This window comes from Streptomyces sp. NPDC001515 (genome assembly GCF_053597115.1).
The window spans coordinates 240,964-255,232 of sequence record NZ_JBSFHN010000005.1 but is presented as its reverse complement, the minus strand read 5'-3'; the positions used below and the strand labels follow the sequence as shown (position 1 = coordinate 255,232).

The following is a 14,269-nucleotide window of genomic DNA, read 5'->3' as shown; positions in this document are numbered from 1 at the left end:
GCGAGGGCGGCCAGGCAGTGCTTGACAAGGCTGCCGGTATAGCCGCCGTCAGCCCAGACGAGTTCCAGCCGGTGATGAGCGCCGGTCACCCGCTCGAGCAGCACCTTCGCTGCGGCGCGGTCGCCGATGTCCGCCGCGGTAACCATGACGCCCAGCAGCAGGCCGAGAGTGTCGATCACCACGTGCCGTTTGCGGCCGTTGACCAGCTTCCCGCCGTCGAAACCGCGGCTGTCGGCGCCGACGACGGCGTCCGCCTTGACGGACTGCGAGTCGATCACGCCGGCCGTCGGTTCCGCATCTCGCCCCGACTCCTCGCGGACCCTGCCGCGCAGTCGGTCGTGGAACTCTCTGACCAGCGCGTGGTCGCGCCAGCGGCGGAAGAACGCATAGACCCGGTCCCACGGCGGGAAGTCGGCCGGCATGGCCCGCCACTTGATCCCGTTGTCGACCAGATAGCGGATCGCATCCAGTATCGCCCGGTGGCAGTACGCCTCCGGCTGCCCGCCCCGACCTCGCAGCCAGCCCGGCACCGGCAGCAGCGGCCGGACCACAGACCACTCAGCGTCCGTCATGTCCGAGGGATACCGCCGAACACGCTCCGGATGGTCGGCCGCATTCCCGAACCGGTGAGCGACACAATCACACGACAGAGCAACCGAGTTGAACTCCACCGGCACGAGCACGTACAACTGCGGCAACAGGGTCTCCTGGATCTCGGTTGGCTTCGCAACCCCGAGCTACCAAGAGGCCCTGCCTTCATGCCCGCAGCCGGCCACGGTCACCCGAACGAGACTCCCGTTCGACGCCCACCCCTCAGGATCGGAACGACAACAGCTACTTAGCCCTGGGCGTTGTTCTGGATTGCCGGAATTGTCGTCACCGGCAGCTCCTTGCTCGGGGGTCGGGGTTCAAGTTTGTCCCTTGTCATCCAAACGAGTCGTTTGACAGCGAACCTAGTCGTGCGTGGCGGGCACGCCGGAGGATGAATGGTCATACCGGTTGGGACGGGTCGACAGACAGAGACATCTGTACGCGGTGTCTGCCCTCAAGCCCTGACACAGCCTCCCGCCCTGGCATGTCGGCATCGTCGGCTGAGGGGCAGTGCAGATTGCCCCATCGCAAGCAGCGCTTCCGAGGGTTAGTGCGTCCTGGTGAGCCGTTGGCTGCCCTGCGGGCGGACGAAGAGGACTACGGTGCGCGCTCGCGTGATGGCGACGCGCAGGAGGCGTCGCTGGGTACGGAGTCGTTCGGGGCTCCAGCTGGAGTCGAGCAGGGTGCCTGTGTAGGGCCCTTCGACGATGATGACGCCATCGAATTCCTTGCCCTTGGAGCGGTGCATGCTCATCAGGGAAACGGTCTCTGGCGGTTGTCCGGAGGCAGTAAGGGTTTCGGTGGCGAGGACGGCACGGACGGTGGAGGTCGCGTCTTTGTAGGCGGACTCGCCGTCCCAGCTATCGGATAGGCCCCAGGCAAGCGCGTCGGTGGCGTTGAGCAGGCGCAACAGGCGTGCATGCTTGAGGACTTCTCCGAGTTCGTTGGAGCCGCGGAGGCGGTCACGAGCGGTGGACCAGTCAGCGACCGGTTGCCCCGTGTAGGAGATCCCCGCGTCGTAGGCAGCGGTCACGGCGTTGACGGTTTTGGAGCGGATGGCCTTGCCGGACGTGAACGCCACCAGTCCGTTCTCCATGGCTTTGATCTTGGCGCGTGCACCGGCCGTGCCACCGGTCAGCTTGACCCGATAGAAGTCGGCGAGGGACTGTACGGTGCGGGTTACGGCCTCCACACGAGGCAGTCCGGGCCACTCCATGATCGACGCTACGACGTAGCCCCCCGCGGCGGTCAATTCGGGATCCCATTGCAGGGCGTGGTCGACTGCGGGAAGGATGATGCCGCCGGTGTTGGTGTCGGTGGCCAGGACCTCGGAGACCTGACCCAGCAGGGAGTTGACGCTCGCCAGGACGGCGATGGTCGGTGTGCGCCCCAGCTGGCTGGTGAGGTAGTCCCGCATGGCGATGACACCCTTGTGGACACGGGTCTGCCACGGAACGCCATAGCCCGGGGTGTAGGTCCAGGTGCGGACGTTGTCTGGCTCGGCGTGGAGGCTGTTGTTCAGGACGGCGTTGGCGTAGTCGAGGACGCCGCCACCAGGACTGCGGTGGTTGTCCTTGGACAAGTCGAAGGGCGTGGGCGCGAGGTGCGCCACGGCGTCGTCGAGGCGCTGTTCCTCGACGCCGTCCAGGTGGTCGAAGATGCGTTGGTCGGGATCGGCGAGGCAGATGACGGTGGAGGCGCCGCTGACGGCCTTGATCACGCGCCACTGGTCGGTGTTGGTGTCCTGGAATTCGTCCACGATGACCAGTGGGTAAATGCTGCTGTAGAGGGCACGCAGGGCGGCGCTACGCTCCAGGATGGTCGCCGTTGTGTCGGCGAGGAGGTCGAAGACGTAGCGTCCCTCCTCGGTCGCCAGGCGGCGGCGCTCGCTCTTCCAGTCGCCGTCGAAGTCCGCCTGGATCTGCCGTTCGCGGTCGGGTGTGATGAACGACGACGGTCGGCCGGTGAGCAGCCGTCCGTGGCTGCGTACAGCGTCGAGGAAGAAGGCGTGAAAGGTGCGTACTTCCAGGTGCTGGCGGCTGGTTCGGTCCAGGACTCCGGACATCCGGTCCGTGATCTGGCGTACGGCGGCGCGCGAGAAGCTCAGGAAGAGGACGCGCTGTTCAGGTTCGAGGGCGGTCAGTTTCGCCTGGGCCTTGAGCAGAGCGATGGTGGTCTTCCCGCAACCGGGGCCTCCGACGATCAGAAGGTGGCCGGGAGCATCGAGGATCTCTTGCCTGACCGGGTCAATTCTCATCGGTCTCGTCCGGGTGGGCGGTGTTGTCGGTCTCTCCGCCGCTCGCGGGGGTGCCCAGGTCGCGGTCGATCTGGAGAAGGAGATCGACCAGGGCGGCGGGCAGTTGGCTGCGGCCCGTGCACTCGGCGATGAGCAGCGCGGCATAGCCGTCACCCTTGCGGGCCCATAGCACGTCATAAGTGAGGGCGCTCACGGCCGGGTCCGTGGCAGACGGGTCGGGGCGTGCACATCCGGAGGGGTAGTCCGTGCGCTGGGCCACGGTGGCGAGGAACCGACGCTGGGCGTCAACCGGTACTTCGGCGACCAGCAGCTTCTCGACGCTTTTGTAGTTCAGCACCGTGTAGTGGGTGAAGTCGGCAGTCTTGGCTGCGGCTTTGGCGTCGAGGGGCTTGTCGGGCTGGTCGTGGATCCCGTAGACCGGCTTGCCTAGTCCCTTGAAGACGGGGGCGAACAAGGGCACGGAGACGTCGTTCTGAGCGTTGAAGATCGTGACGCCTGCCAGGTCGAGAGGAACGTAGCCCGCGACGGAGGGGTCGGCCTCCAGCACGTCCGACACAGCCGGGAACAGGGCTGCTTCCGCGGCGCCCTCCACCACAAGTACGGCACGGCCCAGGACGGCCTCAGCGAATTGCCGGCGGTTGTCACGGTACTTCTTCAGCTTGAAGTCACCGGGCAGGACGACACGGTTGCTGCTGAGGGTGCCCTCTGAGTCGCGGCTGATCACGACAATGCGGGAGGGCTCGAACTTCTCGATCACGTACGGTGAATGTGAGGTGACGATCACCTGGCCCATGCGTTTGACCACGAAGTCGATGAGACGGCGCTGCGCGTGCGGAGGGAGCGCGATCTCCGGCTCCTCCATCGCGAAAATCACCGATTTGTCGCCCTTGAGTTCAGCGATGTAGGTGAGCAGGGCGAACACCAGCAGGTTCAGTGACCCGGTGCTCAGGCGGTTGAAGGGCACTGCGTGTGGTCCGGGTTGGGTAGAGATGAACAGGCGCAATACCTCACGCAAGTGTTCGCGGGTGAGTTCTGACACTCGCAGATCGACCGGGTCCGCTGTATCGCCGAGGCTGACGAAGCGGTCGACGCGATCGCGGATCTCCGTACGGATCTTTCCGAATCCGGATTCGGCTGCAGCTACGGCGACTTGCTCCAGGTCGCGCAGGGCCTTCTCCCACAGAGGGCCCGCCAGTTCGGCTTCCAGCCGCACGATCGTGTCCAGCAGCGAGCCGCGCTGGAAGGTGAGCGCCCGGTTGCCCGTGCGGTTCGGCCGCAGGTAGAGGAATCCACAGTGCCGCTTGTCCTCCCGGGTGAAGGATTTCAGTCCCGCGCCGAGCCCGCTCTCCTCTCCGTCCAGGCCGTCCGGGACGCTCTCGGGATGTGCAAAGAACGTGCCCCCGATGAAGTCGTCCTCTTGAGGGTCGTAGCGGCCCAGGAAGACCACCGGCAGGCACCATTCGCCGGCCTCGGCGTCTTCGACAGCCTCCGGGACCGTGTCGAGGAAGTCGCTCGTCTGCGCCGACCAGCGGCGCAGATGGTTGCCGAATCGGCGCTCGGCAGCGTCGGACAGGTTGGTGAGGACCACCTCGATCCTCACTTCGGGCAGCTTGCCTTCCCGTTCCTGGTAGCACCCGCCGTAGAAGTCGTACTCGTCAACCACCGGCCGTCGGAACATGCGCTCGGGCCCGAGCACGAGCTCCAGCCCCTCGCACACAGTCGACTTGCCGACGCTGTTCGAGCCGACCAACAAGGAGTGGCCATTCAGGAGAACCGTCCCGCTCTTCACCCCGCGGAAGTTCTCCAGGATTACCCGCCGTACCTGCACGCCCGCCCCCCCCAATCTTCGAGGGAGCAGGGCACCGACGACTCGTCGCCGCTGGCGCTTCCTCGCGCGAAAGCCGTCACCACGAGGACAGATCGGAGCATCCTCTGACGAAACCGAAGCCGATTCTACGACAAGCGGGATCTTCGGACTGCTCCTAAATGCGAATGATCAGCGGCGGCATCAGACGGCGGAGCCGTCACCCCGCAACGCGTGTGCTGCCTCCTGCAGGAGGCCGATCCGTAATATCAGAGGGCGGGTACGGACCATAGGGCGGCCTGGCCAGTCGGATTCCCAAGCATGCAGCAGGAGCGTGCGAGCTTCCTCGTACGACTAGGTTCGCTGTCAAACGACTCGGTTGGATGACAAAGGACAAAGTTCGCCGGGGGCAGACAGGAAAGAGAGCGTAAAGACTGGCCAACGGGTGCGAGGACATGTCAAGGTAAACGACCTTGCAAGAAAGCCCAGGTCAGAGAGGTGAATGCCCGTGACCGTAGCCCCCGTGGGCCCTGGTTTCTCCACCACATCCGAAGCGCTCCGGCTGCGGGAGTGGCAGCTCGGTCCCGGCCAGCCGACCCTGGTCCTGGATCAGTTTTCCGCCGAGGACTTCCACCTGGTCGTCGATGACCGCGCGGACGTGCACGTCAGCAGCAAGGACGGCCGGTTCTACCTCGGCTGGTTCCCCCTCGGCCGCCCCGGCACGGACGGCGAGGGCTGGAAGATCGCGGTCACCGGAACCGCCGAGACCCCCGGCTTCCGCGTGTCCTTCGACACTCAGACGCCGGCCGACGTTGTCGCCGCAGCGGTGGCGCGTGTCCTGGAGTCCTCGAACCGCCTCTGACGGCGGGCGCCGCAGAGGCACGGCCTCCACTCCACGAGTGGGACGCCCCCCTTCGGCCCTTCAGCCGTGCATGTCCGTTTCCTGTACCAGGAGGTTGCTTGTGACGTCCTCGGAAATGACCGTCGGCGGTCTCATTGCCTTGTTGTCAGCCTGCGACCCGGACGCTCCGGTCCGCCAGGCCATGAACCCCTACTTCCCGATGGCCCACCGCCTGGCGCAGGTCCTCCAGAGCCGGGACGAGACCGGCCATACCGTCGTCTACCTCGCCGAAGGACGGGACGAGGACGCGCAACTCGGCCACCTGCCTCCGGAGGTCGCCATTGCCCTGACGTGGCAGGGCCCCGTTCAGGCACCCCCGTGCCGCCCCCGCCGTTGTGCCGGTGGCCACTAGACCCGCACCAGCCCCTTGGAGGCGCCCCTGTACCCCGAATTCCCGCCCGACCCGGCCACCCCGCATGGTGGCCAACCCGCGTATTGGGTCGGCCCCCGGCATCTGGCCGGCGACGACGGGCGTCTCTACGACGTGGTTGCCGACGCGCTCGCCGGCCTGGGCTGGACGAGCCTGACGATCATCCGCGGACGCCAAGAACCGGACGAAGCGCCGGAGGACCGCCAGGTCCTGCGCAGCACCGTCCTGCACATCAGCCCCGACGCCCTGCGCTGGGCGCAGTGGGGACTGCCGGACGAGCCGTTCTATCTCGGAGATCTGCCGATCGCCTGGCAGATCTCGGCCCGCCCGGACGCGAGCAGTTCGCTCGCGTCGTGGACGGCCTACTTCACCACCGGCGTCCCGGGGGAGGCCGTGGTCGACTTCCTTGTCGCGCTCGACGACCGCGCCGAGCCCGCTGCGGTGTACCGCGGCCCTGACCCGGTCCTTGACGCTGTCGCCGCCCACGGCTGGCTGCGCGACATCGACCAGCCCCTCGCGGTGGCGACGGACCCGACGTTCACCTCCCACATCAGCCTCGGCGAGGTTCCGCCCCTCATCCAGGATGCCGATCCGCGCATCCTGACCACCGAGCCCGACGAGGTGGGGCTGGACGGATGGCAGGCGTGGGCCGAGCCCGCGATCGGCACCCCCTGCCTGTGGGCGGCCTCCTTCAGTTCCAGCGTCCCGGACGACCTGGTGGCCGCGTTCGCCGCCTCGCTCAGCTCGACCGCACCGGTTCTGCGCCGGGTGCTGCCGGAGGTCACCCGGGAGCGTCTTCTGCGCGCCCCGGCCAGTTAGATCCGGTCCAGATCTGGCTTCTCCAACTTCTGGGAGGTGGTTGCTTGTTGTATGCCGGATGCGACTGGTCGGACCAGTGGCTCGACGTTGCCGTGCTCGATCGGTCCGGCGCAGTCCTCGGCGAGGCCCGGATCGTCTACGCCGAGAACCCGGATCCCGTCGACCGCTACCGGGAGTTCCTGTCGACCCTTGGCCGCAGATGGCGATCAACGGTCACCGGGATCGAGGACGTGAACATCCTCTTCGCCCGCGCACTGGCGGCGTCCGGGATGTCCGTCGTGCACGTGGATCCCACCCGTGCTGCCCGGCACCGCGTGGCCCTGGGGATCCCGAAGACGGACCGCGCCGACGCCCGGCTGCTCGCCTCGATGACCCTGGCCGGCGAATACCGCCCCGTCGTCGTGGACTCCCCGGCGGCGCAGGCGCTGCGCGTCGTGGCACACGCCCACCGGGCGGCCGTGGCCAGCCGCGTGGACGCCCTGGCCGCGTTGCGGGCGGCGTTGATGCGGATCTGGCCAGCAGCCGTCTCCGCGTGGCCCGCTGGTGTCGGCGGGCTGTGCAGTGCGCAGGCGCGTGCCGTCCTGTGCGCCGCCCCCACGCCGCGTGCCGCCGCCCTCCTGGATCGGACGAGCCTGGCTGCGCTGCTGACCGAAGCGGGCAGGAAGCGTACCGTCCAGGACGAGGCCGAGCGCCTGCGCATGTGCTTCTTCCGCCCGGTGATGGTCCTCGATCCCCGTGTCGAGGAAGCGGAGGCCCTGCGTATCAGGCACCTCCTCGCGGTGCTCGACCACGCGGTCCGGCAGGCCGACGGCCTGCAGCGGGAACTGGAGCAGCACTACAGCATCCACCCGTTCCACCCGCTGGTGGCCGGTGTCCCCGGCATGGGCGCCATTCTCGGCGGCTACCTCCTGGCGGAGATAGGGGACCGGCCTGTCGAGTGGTTCGGCAGCGGTCGTTCCCTCGCCGCCTACGCCGGCGTCGCCCCGGTCACCTGGGCCTCCGGGCAGACGGTGCGGGTCTCCTTCCGCAAGGCGTCGTCCACACGCCTGCGCAGCACCCTGCATGCGCTGGCCTTCTCCATGATCAGCCACTCTCCGGGCGGCAGAGCCTACTACCGGATGCGCCGTGACGCTGGAGACGCGCACGCCACAGCACTGAGGAAGCTGGGCCGCAAGATCATCCTCTGCCTCTACCGCTGCATGGCATCCGACCTGCCGTACGACGATGCCGTCGCCTTCGGCTACGACGTAGCCGACAGCGGCGGCCCGTACGGCTGGAGGGCTGCTCCGCTGGACGGAGACCAGATCGTCCGCGCCCGCGACATGCTCGCCACGCCCGGCACCACCGTCACCGGCACAGCCAGGCTCTTCGGGGTCAGCAGACATACGATCTATCGGCACGTCCTGGTCCGGACGCGGTGAAGACCCGGACACGCTCGCTCGGTCCGAGGGCGGAGGCGTTCACCGTTCAGCGGTGAAGGCCCCCGCTCTCGGCCGGAGCGGGAGAGGCGGGCGGACCGCGGTACGCCCGAAGGCATCCCCGGGCTTCGAGCCCCGACGTGGGAATGGCGCCCACGGACCCCGCCCGCCTCGCTCAGCACCAACAGAATGCCCGGCCTTCCGCTCACGGAAGGCCGGGCATTTTCGTACGGATCGGCGAGCCGAGGGCCGGGGAAGTCCCGACCGCGGGGCGGCCGGGGACAGGGCGACGGACTATGGCCAGTTCGTTTCTGTGACCGGGGAGGGTGCCTCCGCGAGGCCGAGACGACGGCGGCGCCCCCGCCGTATCTGCGACCTGTTCAGCCTGACCGCCGGTGGGGCCCGCGCGACACCTCCACAGTCGGCCAGGCCAGCTTGATCGGGTACACCTACGAAACAGCCGGCCCACGGCGTCATCTCCGGGGCCTGCGGTGGTCAGCTTTTCTCCACCGTGAATGTCGTGCAGCTGTCCGACGCCTTGCCGTCAGGGTCAGTGACGGATCCCGTGATTTTATGGGGTGTTTTCCCGGCGACTTCCGCCGAGAGACCGACCATGAGGTAGTCCTCCGGCTCGTCGATCCAGTGGTCGCCATAGAGATTCATGCGCGCGTCGGCGTACGTCCCTTGCATGGCGAAGGACCCTCTGGGCACATCGGGGTTGGACGCGAGCGGATAGAAGTCGAAGGTGGCTGTGAGGCCACTGTCGTCCTGGGAAATCGTGAGGGTCAGGCCGGTGTGCCCTTGGCCGCAGAAGTAGCTGCCGCGCCACTCACCGGTAACGGGCGACGGGGCCGCTGTCGCCTGCTCAGCCGGCTTGTCCGGTACCGGATCGGCCGAGTGGTTCGTCGGCTGCCCGCTCGGACGCGCCGAAGACGTATCTGACCCAGTTCCAGCGGATCCCGAAGTGTCTCCTCCGTTGACCGCAATGGCCACCGCCGCGACCGCAGCGATGCTGGCAGCAGCGACCCACAGAAGAGGGTTGGACTTGGTGCGATTGCCCGTGTGGGTCTTGGCGAGCTGCGGCGCCGTGTGCGCGGGGAAGGGATCCGGGCCGGGGCGGGCGGATACAGCCCGCAGTGGGGGTTGGGGGATACCACGGGCAGTTGCTGCCTGGGTCGGCGCGGCATGCGGATGAGGCGCCGGGCGAGAATCCACCGTGGTGACGACGGCAGTGGGTGGGACCGCGAGCCGTCTATCTCCGGCTTCGGTGTCCGCTTCCCCGTCCAGGTTGAACAGATACTCAGCCTTGCGGGCGATCGTGGAGGCAACCGGAGCAGGCAACCAGTCGGTTCCACTGTCTCGGCGGGCGGCTTCTGCGCGGGATCTCAGCGTTGTTGGGGATGGTCTGTGCTCCGGTGACTTGGCCAGGCACCCCCGTACGGATTCAGCGAATGAATCCGGTAAACCGCTCAGGTCGGGTTAGTGATGCACGACTCGATACAGCAACTCCGGGCCGGTACCGCCGCCGAAGGGGCTTCGTCCAGTCGCTGCGTACGTGAGTACCACGCCGAGCGAGAAGACGTCGCTTGCCGCGGTCACCTCTCGTCCTTCGGCCTGCTCCGGCGACATGTATCCGGGCGAGCCCACCACGAGTCCGGTCGCGGTCAGGTCAGCCCCATCGGCGGCCCGGGCGATCCCGAAGTCGATCAGCAGTGGTCGGTCCAGGGACAGCAAGACGTTCGAGGGCTTCAGATCTCGGTGCACGAGCCCGCTTGCGTGCACCACCTCCAGCGCCTCGGTCAGCCCGGCCAGGAGGCGCCACAATGCCGACTCGGGCAGCGGGCCGTGCTGGTGCACGGCCTCGGTCAGAGAGGGACCGGGTATGTATGCGGTGGCCAGCCATGGAACAGCAGCCTCAGGATCGGCGGCCAGTACGGGCGCGGTACCCGTCCCCGAAACTGCCTGTGAGGCATGTACCTCCCGGGCGAACCGCTCTCGGAAGCCCGGCGCTCCGACCAGCCCGGCATGCACCAACTTGACGGCCACCGTTCGGCCACCGGGCGAGCGTCCTAGATACACCCGTCCCATGCCGCCTTCGCCCAGGCGCATCAGGAGTCGATATGGCCCGACCTGCCTCGGATCATTGCCGGTTAACGGATCCACCCAATACCCCCAAGAAGCACGGTACTTGAGCTTTGGTTGCCATCGTGTCATGCCCAAGGGCGAACAATTCAGCGACTGCCCGAAGGGACGGGGTGGTCAGCAGGGGCCCGCAGGCCCGAGGGGGTTGCAGGGGTGTCGGTCAGTGCCCGAGGTGGCGCAGGCAGTCCTCGAACGTGGAATGCGTCGCGTCCGCCGGCCCGCTGGTGCGGTTGTACCAGGCGGTGTCGAGGCGCGTCTCCTGCTGCTGGTGACCGGCCCGGCAACGCAGCCAGATCTCGTCACGGGTGGAAAGGACGAGCCAGTCCCGGTACGAGCCGCATTCGGCACAGGCGACCATCTCGCCGTCGAGGACGAGGGGCTGTGCCCACGGCATCATCCTGCCGTCGAGCTGGTCGTGACTGGGCACGCGCAGGTCCGGCGGAAGAAAGTCGTCCACGACGGCAACCGGTGGCGTCGGCTCCGGGCCGTATGTCGGCTCACCGAATCCGGGCGGGACCTGTCCCATCATCTGTGCGTGCAGCTCGGCGAACTGCCTCTGAGCCTCGGTCGGTTCCATGGCCCGTCGGCGTATCCGGTGAAACACCCTGACGTCCTCCTCTACCTTGTCACCTTGTCCTGCGCGGATCATGATCGTGCCCCAGGCCGGCGGCCGTTTCAATTCTCAACGTCCACAGTCCGGGTCCGCTGGACAACTGACTTCTCGGATGCCGACAAGCCCATGCCGATTCAGGCCTACAGGCGCTGACGCGAGGATTCCTCGCTATTGCGCCGCCGACCGGGGCCGGACGCTCTGGCGGTTCCCCTGAGCGTCGTGGATCGGGCCCCGGAGCTGGTCTCGGACGAGTGGGTGACGTCGGCGGGCAGGTCCGCGGCGCGCCGCAGCCTCCAGACGAGCACGTCGCTGACGGAGTCGGCGGTGCCCAGCTCGCGTTGCGCGGCGATACCGGACAGCAGCCCGGCCGGGTCATGACCTGCGGCTTCCGCCTCCGTAACCGTGGCCGCCAGGGCGTACCAGCCGGGCTCGGTGAGGATCTGCTCGGCCAGGTCCGGCAGAGCCTCGCGCAGCAGTGCGCTCTGGCGCTGGAGTATCGGCCGGCTGAGACGCCGACCGTGCTGGTAAAGAACGCCGAGCGGCTGGGCGGCTGCGGCCTGATAGGCGGTACGCAGATGTTTGGCGGCCTGGACGGCGGCATCGGCTTGTTGGGCGTGCCCCTTGCGAGCGTGCCAGTGCGCGGCGGCGGTGATCAGGAAGAACAGCATGTCGATCACCATCGCTGTGCTGGCTCCGTCCTCGCCTCGGCCGAGAACCGGGCCGCCCTGGACGAGGTCGCGGGCGGCCTGCCGCAGGGCGCGATCGTGCCCGCGTACGGCCCGGATATGCGAGCGCGAGGCCCGTTCGAAAGCCGTTGCGGCGTCGCGCAGTTCGCGGCGGGTGTGAGCGGCGGACGTCGCCGCGAGCGCGTCCAGGACCTCGCCGGCCGCAGCGATGTGGGCGGCGGCGACCGCGTCCTCGTCGTGCCCGAAGACGAGCACGGTCTGCCACAGGGCCGAGGCCGTTGCGCGGCGTGCGGCGGCCGAACGACCCGCCCCTGTACGAACCTCCTCCTGCTGCCGGACCGCCGGGCCGTTGGTGGACCAGCGCTCGCGGATGCGGGGCAACGAAAGGTCGGGAGCAAGACGCGCACCCGGGTAGAAGACCGGTTCGCCGTCCTTGTTCAAATCATCAGGCAGCGCGACCTTGTATCCGAGCAGGTCCCCGGAGGGGGCGGCGCGCTTGCGGATCAGAAGGCCCGCGGCGGCGAGCCGGCCGAAGAACTCCTCCTCGCCCGCTGTGCCGGCCACGGCACGGCGTACGGTCTCGCGCAGTTCTTCGCGGGCGGTGCGCTCGCGGCCCTGGCGGTCGGCCTTGTGCCGCTCGGCGCTGGTGGGCCGCTGGCCAGCCGTGCCGTCGCCGGGTGCGACTTTGTGGATGCCGAGTTCTCTCTCGATGAGCCGGGCTTCGGCCTGGGCGCGGGCCCCGGATCGGTAGTCGTCGGGGCGTCGGCCGTCCTCGGCTACGAGGGTGGCGACGATGTGGATGTGGTCGTCCGCGTGCCGTACGGCGGCCCAGCGGCAGCCGGGCTGTCCGCCGCCGGGGTCTATGCCGGTGGCGGCGACGATCCGGCGGGCGACATCGGCCCACTCGTCGTCCGACAGGGGCCGGTCGCCCGGCGCGGTCCGTACGGAGGTGTGCCACACGTGCTTGGCAGGCCGAGCGTGCTTGGGCAGTGCCTGGACGGGCTGGTCCAGGAGCTGCTGGAGGGCCGTCAGCGTGGCGTCCGGATCGCGGCCGGGATCGGGGGCCATACCGTCGAACGAGGCCACGAGGTGGGGGTCGACGTGTTCCTCGCGCTTGCCGGGGCCGTAGAGGTAGGCGAGCAGGCCGATGGTCCGGGAGCCGGGCGGGTTGACGCTCGGGATCATGATTCCTGCTGGTGCTGGAGGACAGCAGTCGCGGCGGCATGCACTGCGGTAGCGGCCTGTCGTACGGCAGCAAGGCTTGCCTCCAGCTGAGGGACGGCGGCATCGGCACCGGCGTTGAGGGCCTTGGCCACCTGATTGAGGTTGCTGCCGGCCCAGCCGAGCTTGCGCCGGCTGTCGAACAGCGCGGTCAGGACATCGTGTTCGGTGGCGATCTCGGCGCTTGTTCGGTCGAGATCGCGGGCCGCGGCGAGCGCGGCACGGGCGAGGAACCCGCCGACGGTCAGGTTGCAACGAGCGGCGGCGGAGACGATCAGGTCGAACTCGGCATCGTTGAAGCGGGTCGTGCGCAAATGTCGGCGCTTCTTCTCGGGCGGCTGACGTGGACGCTGACGGGCAGGGCGCTCACTGGGGCGACGATGAGGCTCGCGCTTCTCCTCCGGCTTCGATCCGCCCCCGGTCGAAGCCTCCAGGACCTGCACCCCCCGGTGCAGGTCCTCTCCCGCCCCCTCAAGGGCGGGCTTGGCGGAAGTACTACTTCCGCCCCAACTTGCTCGCCGAGACACCCAGTTGATGTCGGCTCCAGGTTCATGGGCGGTGCCGCTCCAAGGTGTGTTCGTCATCGCGATTCGTGCCTCGCCGAGCGGGTGCGGTACTGGATAGCCGCGACCAGCGCGACGATGTCGGCCGGCCCCGAAAGGACGCGGACGGGCCCGCCGGACCGGTCCTGGACGAACCACTGGCCGGACGGCATGAGGACTGCCGCGTGCAGCAGCCGTCGGCGGACCAGAACATCCGCCCAGGCGGTGGCTTCGGCGAATGTCGGCATGGGAGGGCGTGGGATCACAGGGTTTCTCCTGGAGCGGGAAGATGGCCCGGCACGAAGCAGACCACCAGGTTCGGATAGGCGGGATGAGCTGGGATCTGTCGGCTCATCCGCACTCGGGACAGCGGCCGACGTGACTGCTGAGCGCACGGGCCATCCGCTGTTTCGCCGACGCCGCCTGCTTCGCGCTGGACTTCGCCGCCGGCCTTCCGGCGTACCGCTCGGAGTGGGCGAGCATGAATTCGATCTCTCGCTCGTACTGCGCCCTGACCGTGTTGAACCGGCGGCAGGTCTTCATCGGGATGTGCTCCTCGGCGTGGTGGTGTCCTTGCTCCGCAGTTCCTGGAGGACGAGGCCCAGTCGGTCATTGCCGACCCCCGGCAGGTCCTGGCGGCGGATGATCTCGCGCAGCTGCACCCGGGTGATGGATTCGTTGCCGTCCCGTGCAAGGAGGGCGGGGACATGGGGGAGTACGTCGTGAACGAGCCGTCGCTCGGGCTCGCCCAGCTCGCGCGACGGACGCTCCGCCCGGCGAGAGCGGGACCGGGCACGCTTGTCCTTGGCGTTCGCCCGGGGCTTCCGTACCGACTTCCGGCGGTGCGGGACCTTACGCCCGCGGTCCTGGTTGGTGTCGGTCCCGGACCGTGCGGTGGTCGGTCC

The 14,269-nt window shown here is 68.2% G+C and carries 14 protein-coding genes and 1 pseudogene; 4 read left to right on the top strand and 11 right to left on the bottom strand.

Features of this window, described 5'->3' with window-relative positions; all coding sequences use genetic code 11:
• From ACWCXC_RS08785 to ACWCXC_RS08775, 3 genes are all read right to left on the bottom strand, one after another.
• Positions 1-572: IS5 family transposase (locus ACWCXC_RS08785; protein WP_450887607.1), on the bottom strand; the 572-nt coding region annotated here is incomplete at its 3' end.
• A 566-nt stretch (positions 573-1,138) separates the two neighbouring features.
• Positions 1,139-2,848 (bottom strand): UvrD-helicase domain-containing protein, encoded by a 1,710-nt coding sequence (locus ACWCXC_RS08780; protein ID WP_450887605.1) that lies wholly within the window; start codon positions 2,846-2,848, stop codon positions 1,139-1,141.
• Positions 2,838-4,676 (bottom strand): ATP-dependent nuclease, encoded by a 1,839-nt coding sequence (locus ACWCXC_RS08775; protein ID WP_450887603.1) that lies wholly within the window; start codon positions 4,674-4,676, stop codon positions 2,838-2,840. The genes ACWCXC_RS08780 and ACWCXC_RS08775 overlap by 11 nt, the downstream gene beginning before the upstream one ends.
• A 484-nt stretch (positions 4,677-5,160) precedes the next feature.
• On the opposite strand from ACWCXC_RS08775, the gene ACWCXC_RS08770 reads away from it, so the two are divergent.
• The 4 genes from ACWCXC_RS08770 to ACWCXC_RS08755 all read left to right on the top strand — a co-directional run bounded on the left by ACWCXC_RS08770 (position 5,161) and on the right by ACWCXC_RS08755 (position 8,163).
• Positions 5,161-5,514: a DUF317 domain-containing protein gene (locus ACWCXC_RS08770; RefSeq protein WP_450887601.1), complete on the top strand. Its 354-nt coding sequence runs from the start codon at positions 5,161-5,163 to the stop codon at positions 5,512-5,514.
• A 100-nt stretch (positions 5,515-5,614) separates the two neighbouring features.
• A complete protein-coding gene (locus tag ACWCXC_RS08765) occupies positions 5,615-5,905 on the top strand; it encodes a hypothetical protein (protein WP_450887599.1) in 291 nt (96 codons plus the stop codon).
• A gap of 15 nt (positions 5,906-5,920) precedes the next feature.
• Positions 5,921-6,742 carry a DUF317 domain-containing protein gene (locus tag ACWCXC_RS08760; RefSeq protein ID WP_450887597.1) on the top strand — a complete coding sequence of 274 codons (822 nt, stop codon included), beginning with the start codon at positions 5,921-5,923 and terminating at the stop codon, positions 6,740-6,742.
• Between the two features lie 44 nt (positions 6,743-6,786).
• Positions 6,787-8,163 carry an IS110 family transposase gene (locus tag ACWCXC_RS08755; RefSeq protein WP_450887595.1) on the top strand — a complete coding sequence of 459 codons (1,377 nt, stop codon included), beginning with the start codon at positions 6,787-6,789 and terminating at the stop codon, positions 8,161-8,163.
• A gap of 492 nt (positions 8,164-8,655) precedes the next feature.
• On the opposite strand, the gene ACWCXC_RS08750 is transcribed toward ACWCXC_RS08755, so the two are convergent.
• From ACWCXC_RS08750 to ACWCXC_RS08715, 8 genes and pseudogenes are all read right to left on the bottom strand, one after another.
• Positions 8,656-9,501 carry a hypothetical protein gene (locus tag ACWCXC_RS08750; protein WP_450887593.1) on the bottom strand — a complete coding sequence of 282 codons (846 nt, stop codon included), beginning with the start codon at positions 9,499-9,501 and terminating at the stop codon, positions 8,656-8,658.
• A 138-nt stretch (positions 9,502-9,639) separates the two neighbouring features.
• On the bottom strand, positions 9,640-10,269 hold the full coding sequence (locus ACWCXC_RS08745; RefSeq protein WP_450887591.1) for a serine/threonine-protein kinase: 630 nt from the start codon (positions 10,267-10,269) through the stop codon (positions 9,640-9,642).
• 193 nt (positions 10,270-10,462) lie between these two features.
• A complete protein-coding gene (locus ACWCXC_RS08740; protein WP_450887589.1) occupies positions 10,463-10,906 on the bottom strand; it encodes a hypothetical protein in 444 nt (147 codons plus the stop codon).
• 149 nt (positions 10,907-11,055) lie between these two features.
• Positions 11,056-12,786: a relaxase/mobilization nuclease domain-containing protein gene (locus ACWCXC_RS08735; RefSeq protein ID WP_450887587.1), complete on the bottom strand. Its 1,731-nt coding sequence runs from the start codon at positions 12,784-12,786 to the stop codon at positions 11,056-11,058.
• Entirely contained in the window at positions 12,783-13,136 is a 354-nt protein-coding gene (locus ACWCXC_RS08730; RefSeq protein ID WP_450887585.1) for a mobilization protein, read from the bottom strand. Before ACWCXC_RS08730 ends, ACWCXC_RS08735 begins: the two co-directional genes overlap by 4 nt.
• Before the next feature lie 266 nt (positions 13,137-13,402).
• Positions 13,403-13,612, bottom strand: coding sequence for a hypothetical protein (locus ACWCXC_RS08725; protein ID WP_383644644.1), 210 nt, complete (start codon positions 13,610-13,612; stop codon positions 13,403-13,405).
• A 103-nt stretch (positions 13,613-13,715) separates the two neighbouring features.
• Complete coding sequence (locus tag ACWCXC_RS08720) at positions 13,716-13,907, bottom strand: hypothetical protein (RefSeq protein ID WP_450887583.1); 192 nt, start codon at positions 13,905-13,907, stop codon at positions 13,716-13,718.
• Positions 13,904-14,269 (bottom strand): annotated as a pseudogene (locus tag ACWCXC_RS08715) (hypothetical protein); the annotation flags it as partial. The pseudogene ACWCXC_RS08715 and the gene ACWCXC_RS08720, both read right to left, overlap by 4 nt.

What these genes read in the sequence shown, in the direction of transcription:
- ACWCXC_RS08780 (WP_450887605.1), bottom strand. Translation starts at nt 2,848, where the DNA reads ATGAGAATTGACCCGGTCAGGCAAGAGATCCTCGATGCTCCCGGCCAC.
- ACWCXC_RS08745 (WP_450887591.1), bottom strand. Translation starts at nt 10,269, where the DNA reads ATGCGCCTGGGCGAAGGCGGCATGGGACGGGTGTATCTAGGACGCTCG.
- ACWCXC_RS08735 (WP_450887587.1), bottom strand. Translation starts at nt 12,786, where the DNA reads ATGATCCCGAGCGTCAACCCGCCCGGCTCCCGGACCATCGGCCTGCTC.
- ACWCXC_RS08725 (WP_383644644.1), bottom strand. Translation starts at nt 13,612, where the DNA reads ATGCCGACATTCGCCGAAGCCACCGCCTGGGCGGATGTTCTGGTCCGC.
- ACWCXC_RS08720 (WP_450887583.1), bottom strand. Translation starts at nt 13,907, where the DNA reads ATGAAGACCTGCCGCCGGTTCAACACGGTCAGGGCGCAGTACGAGCGA.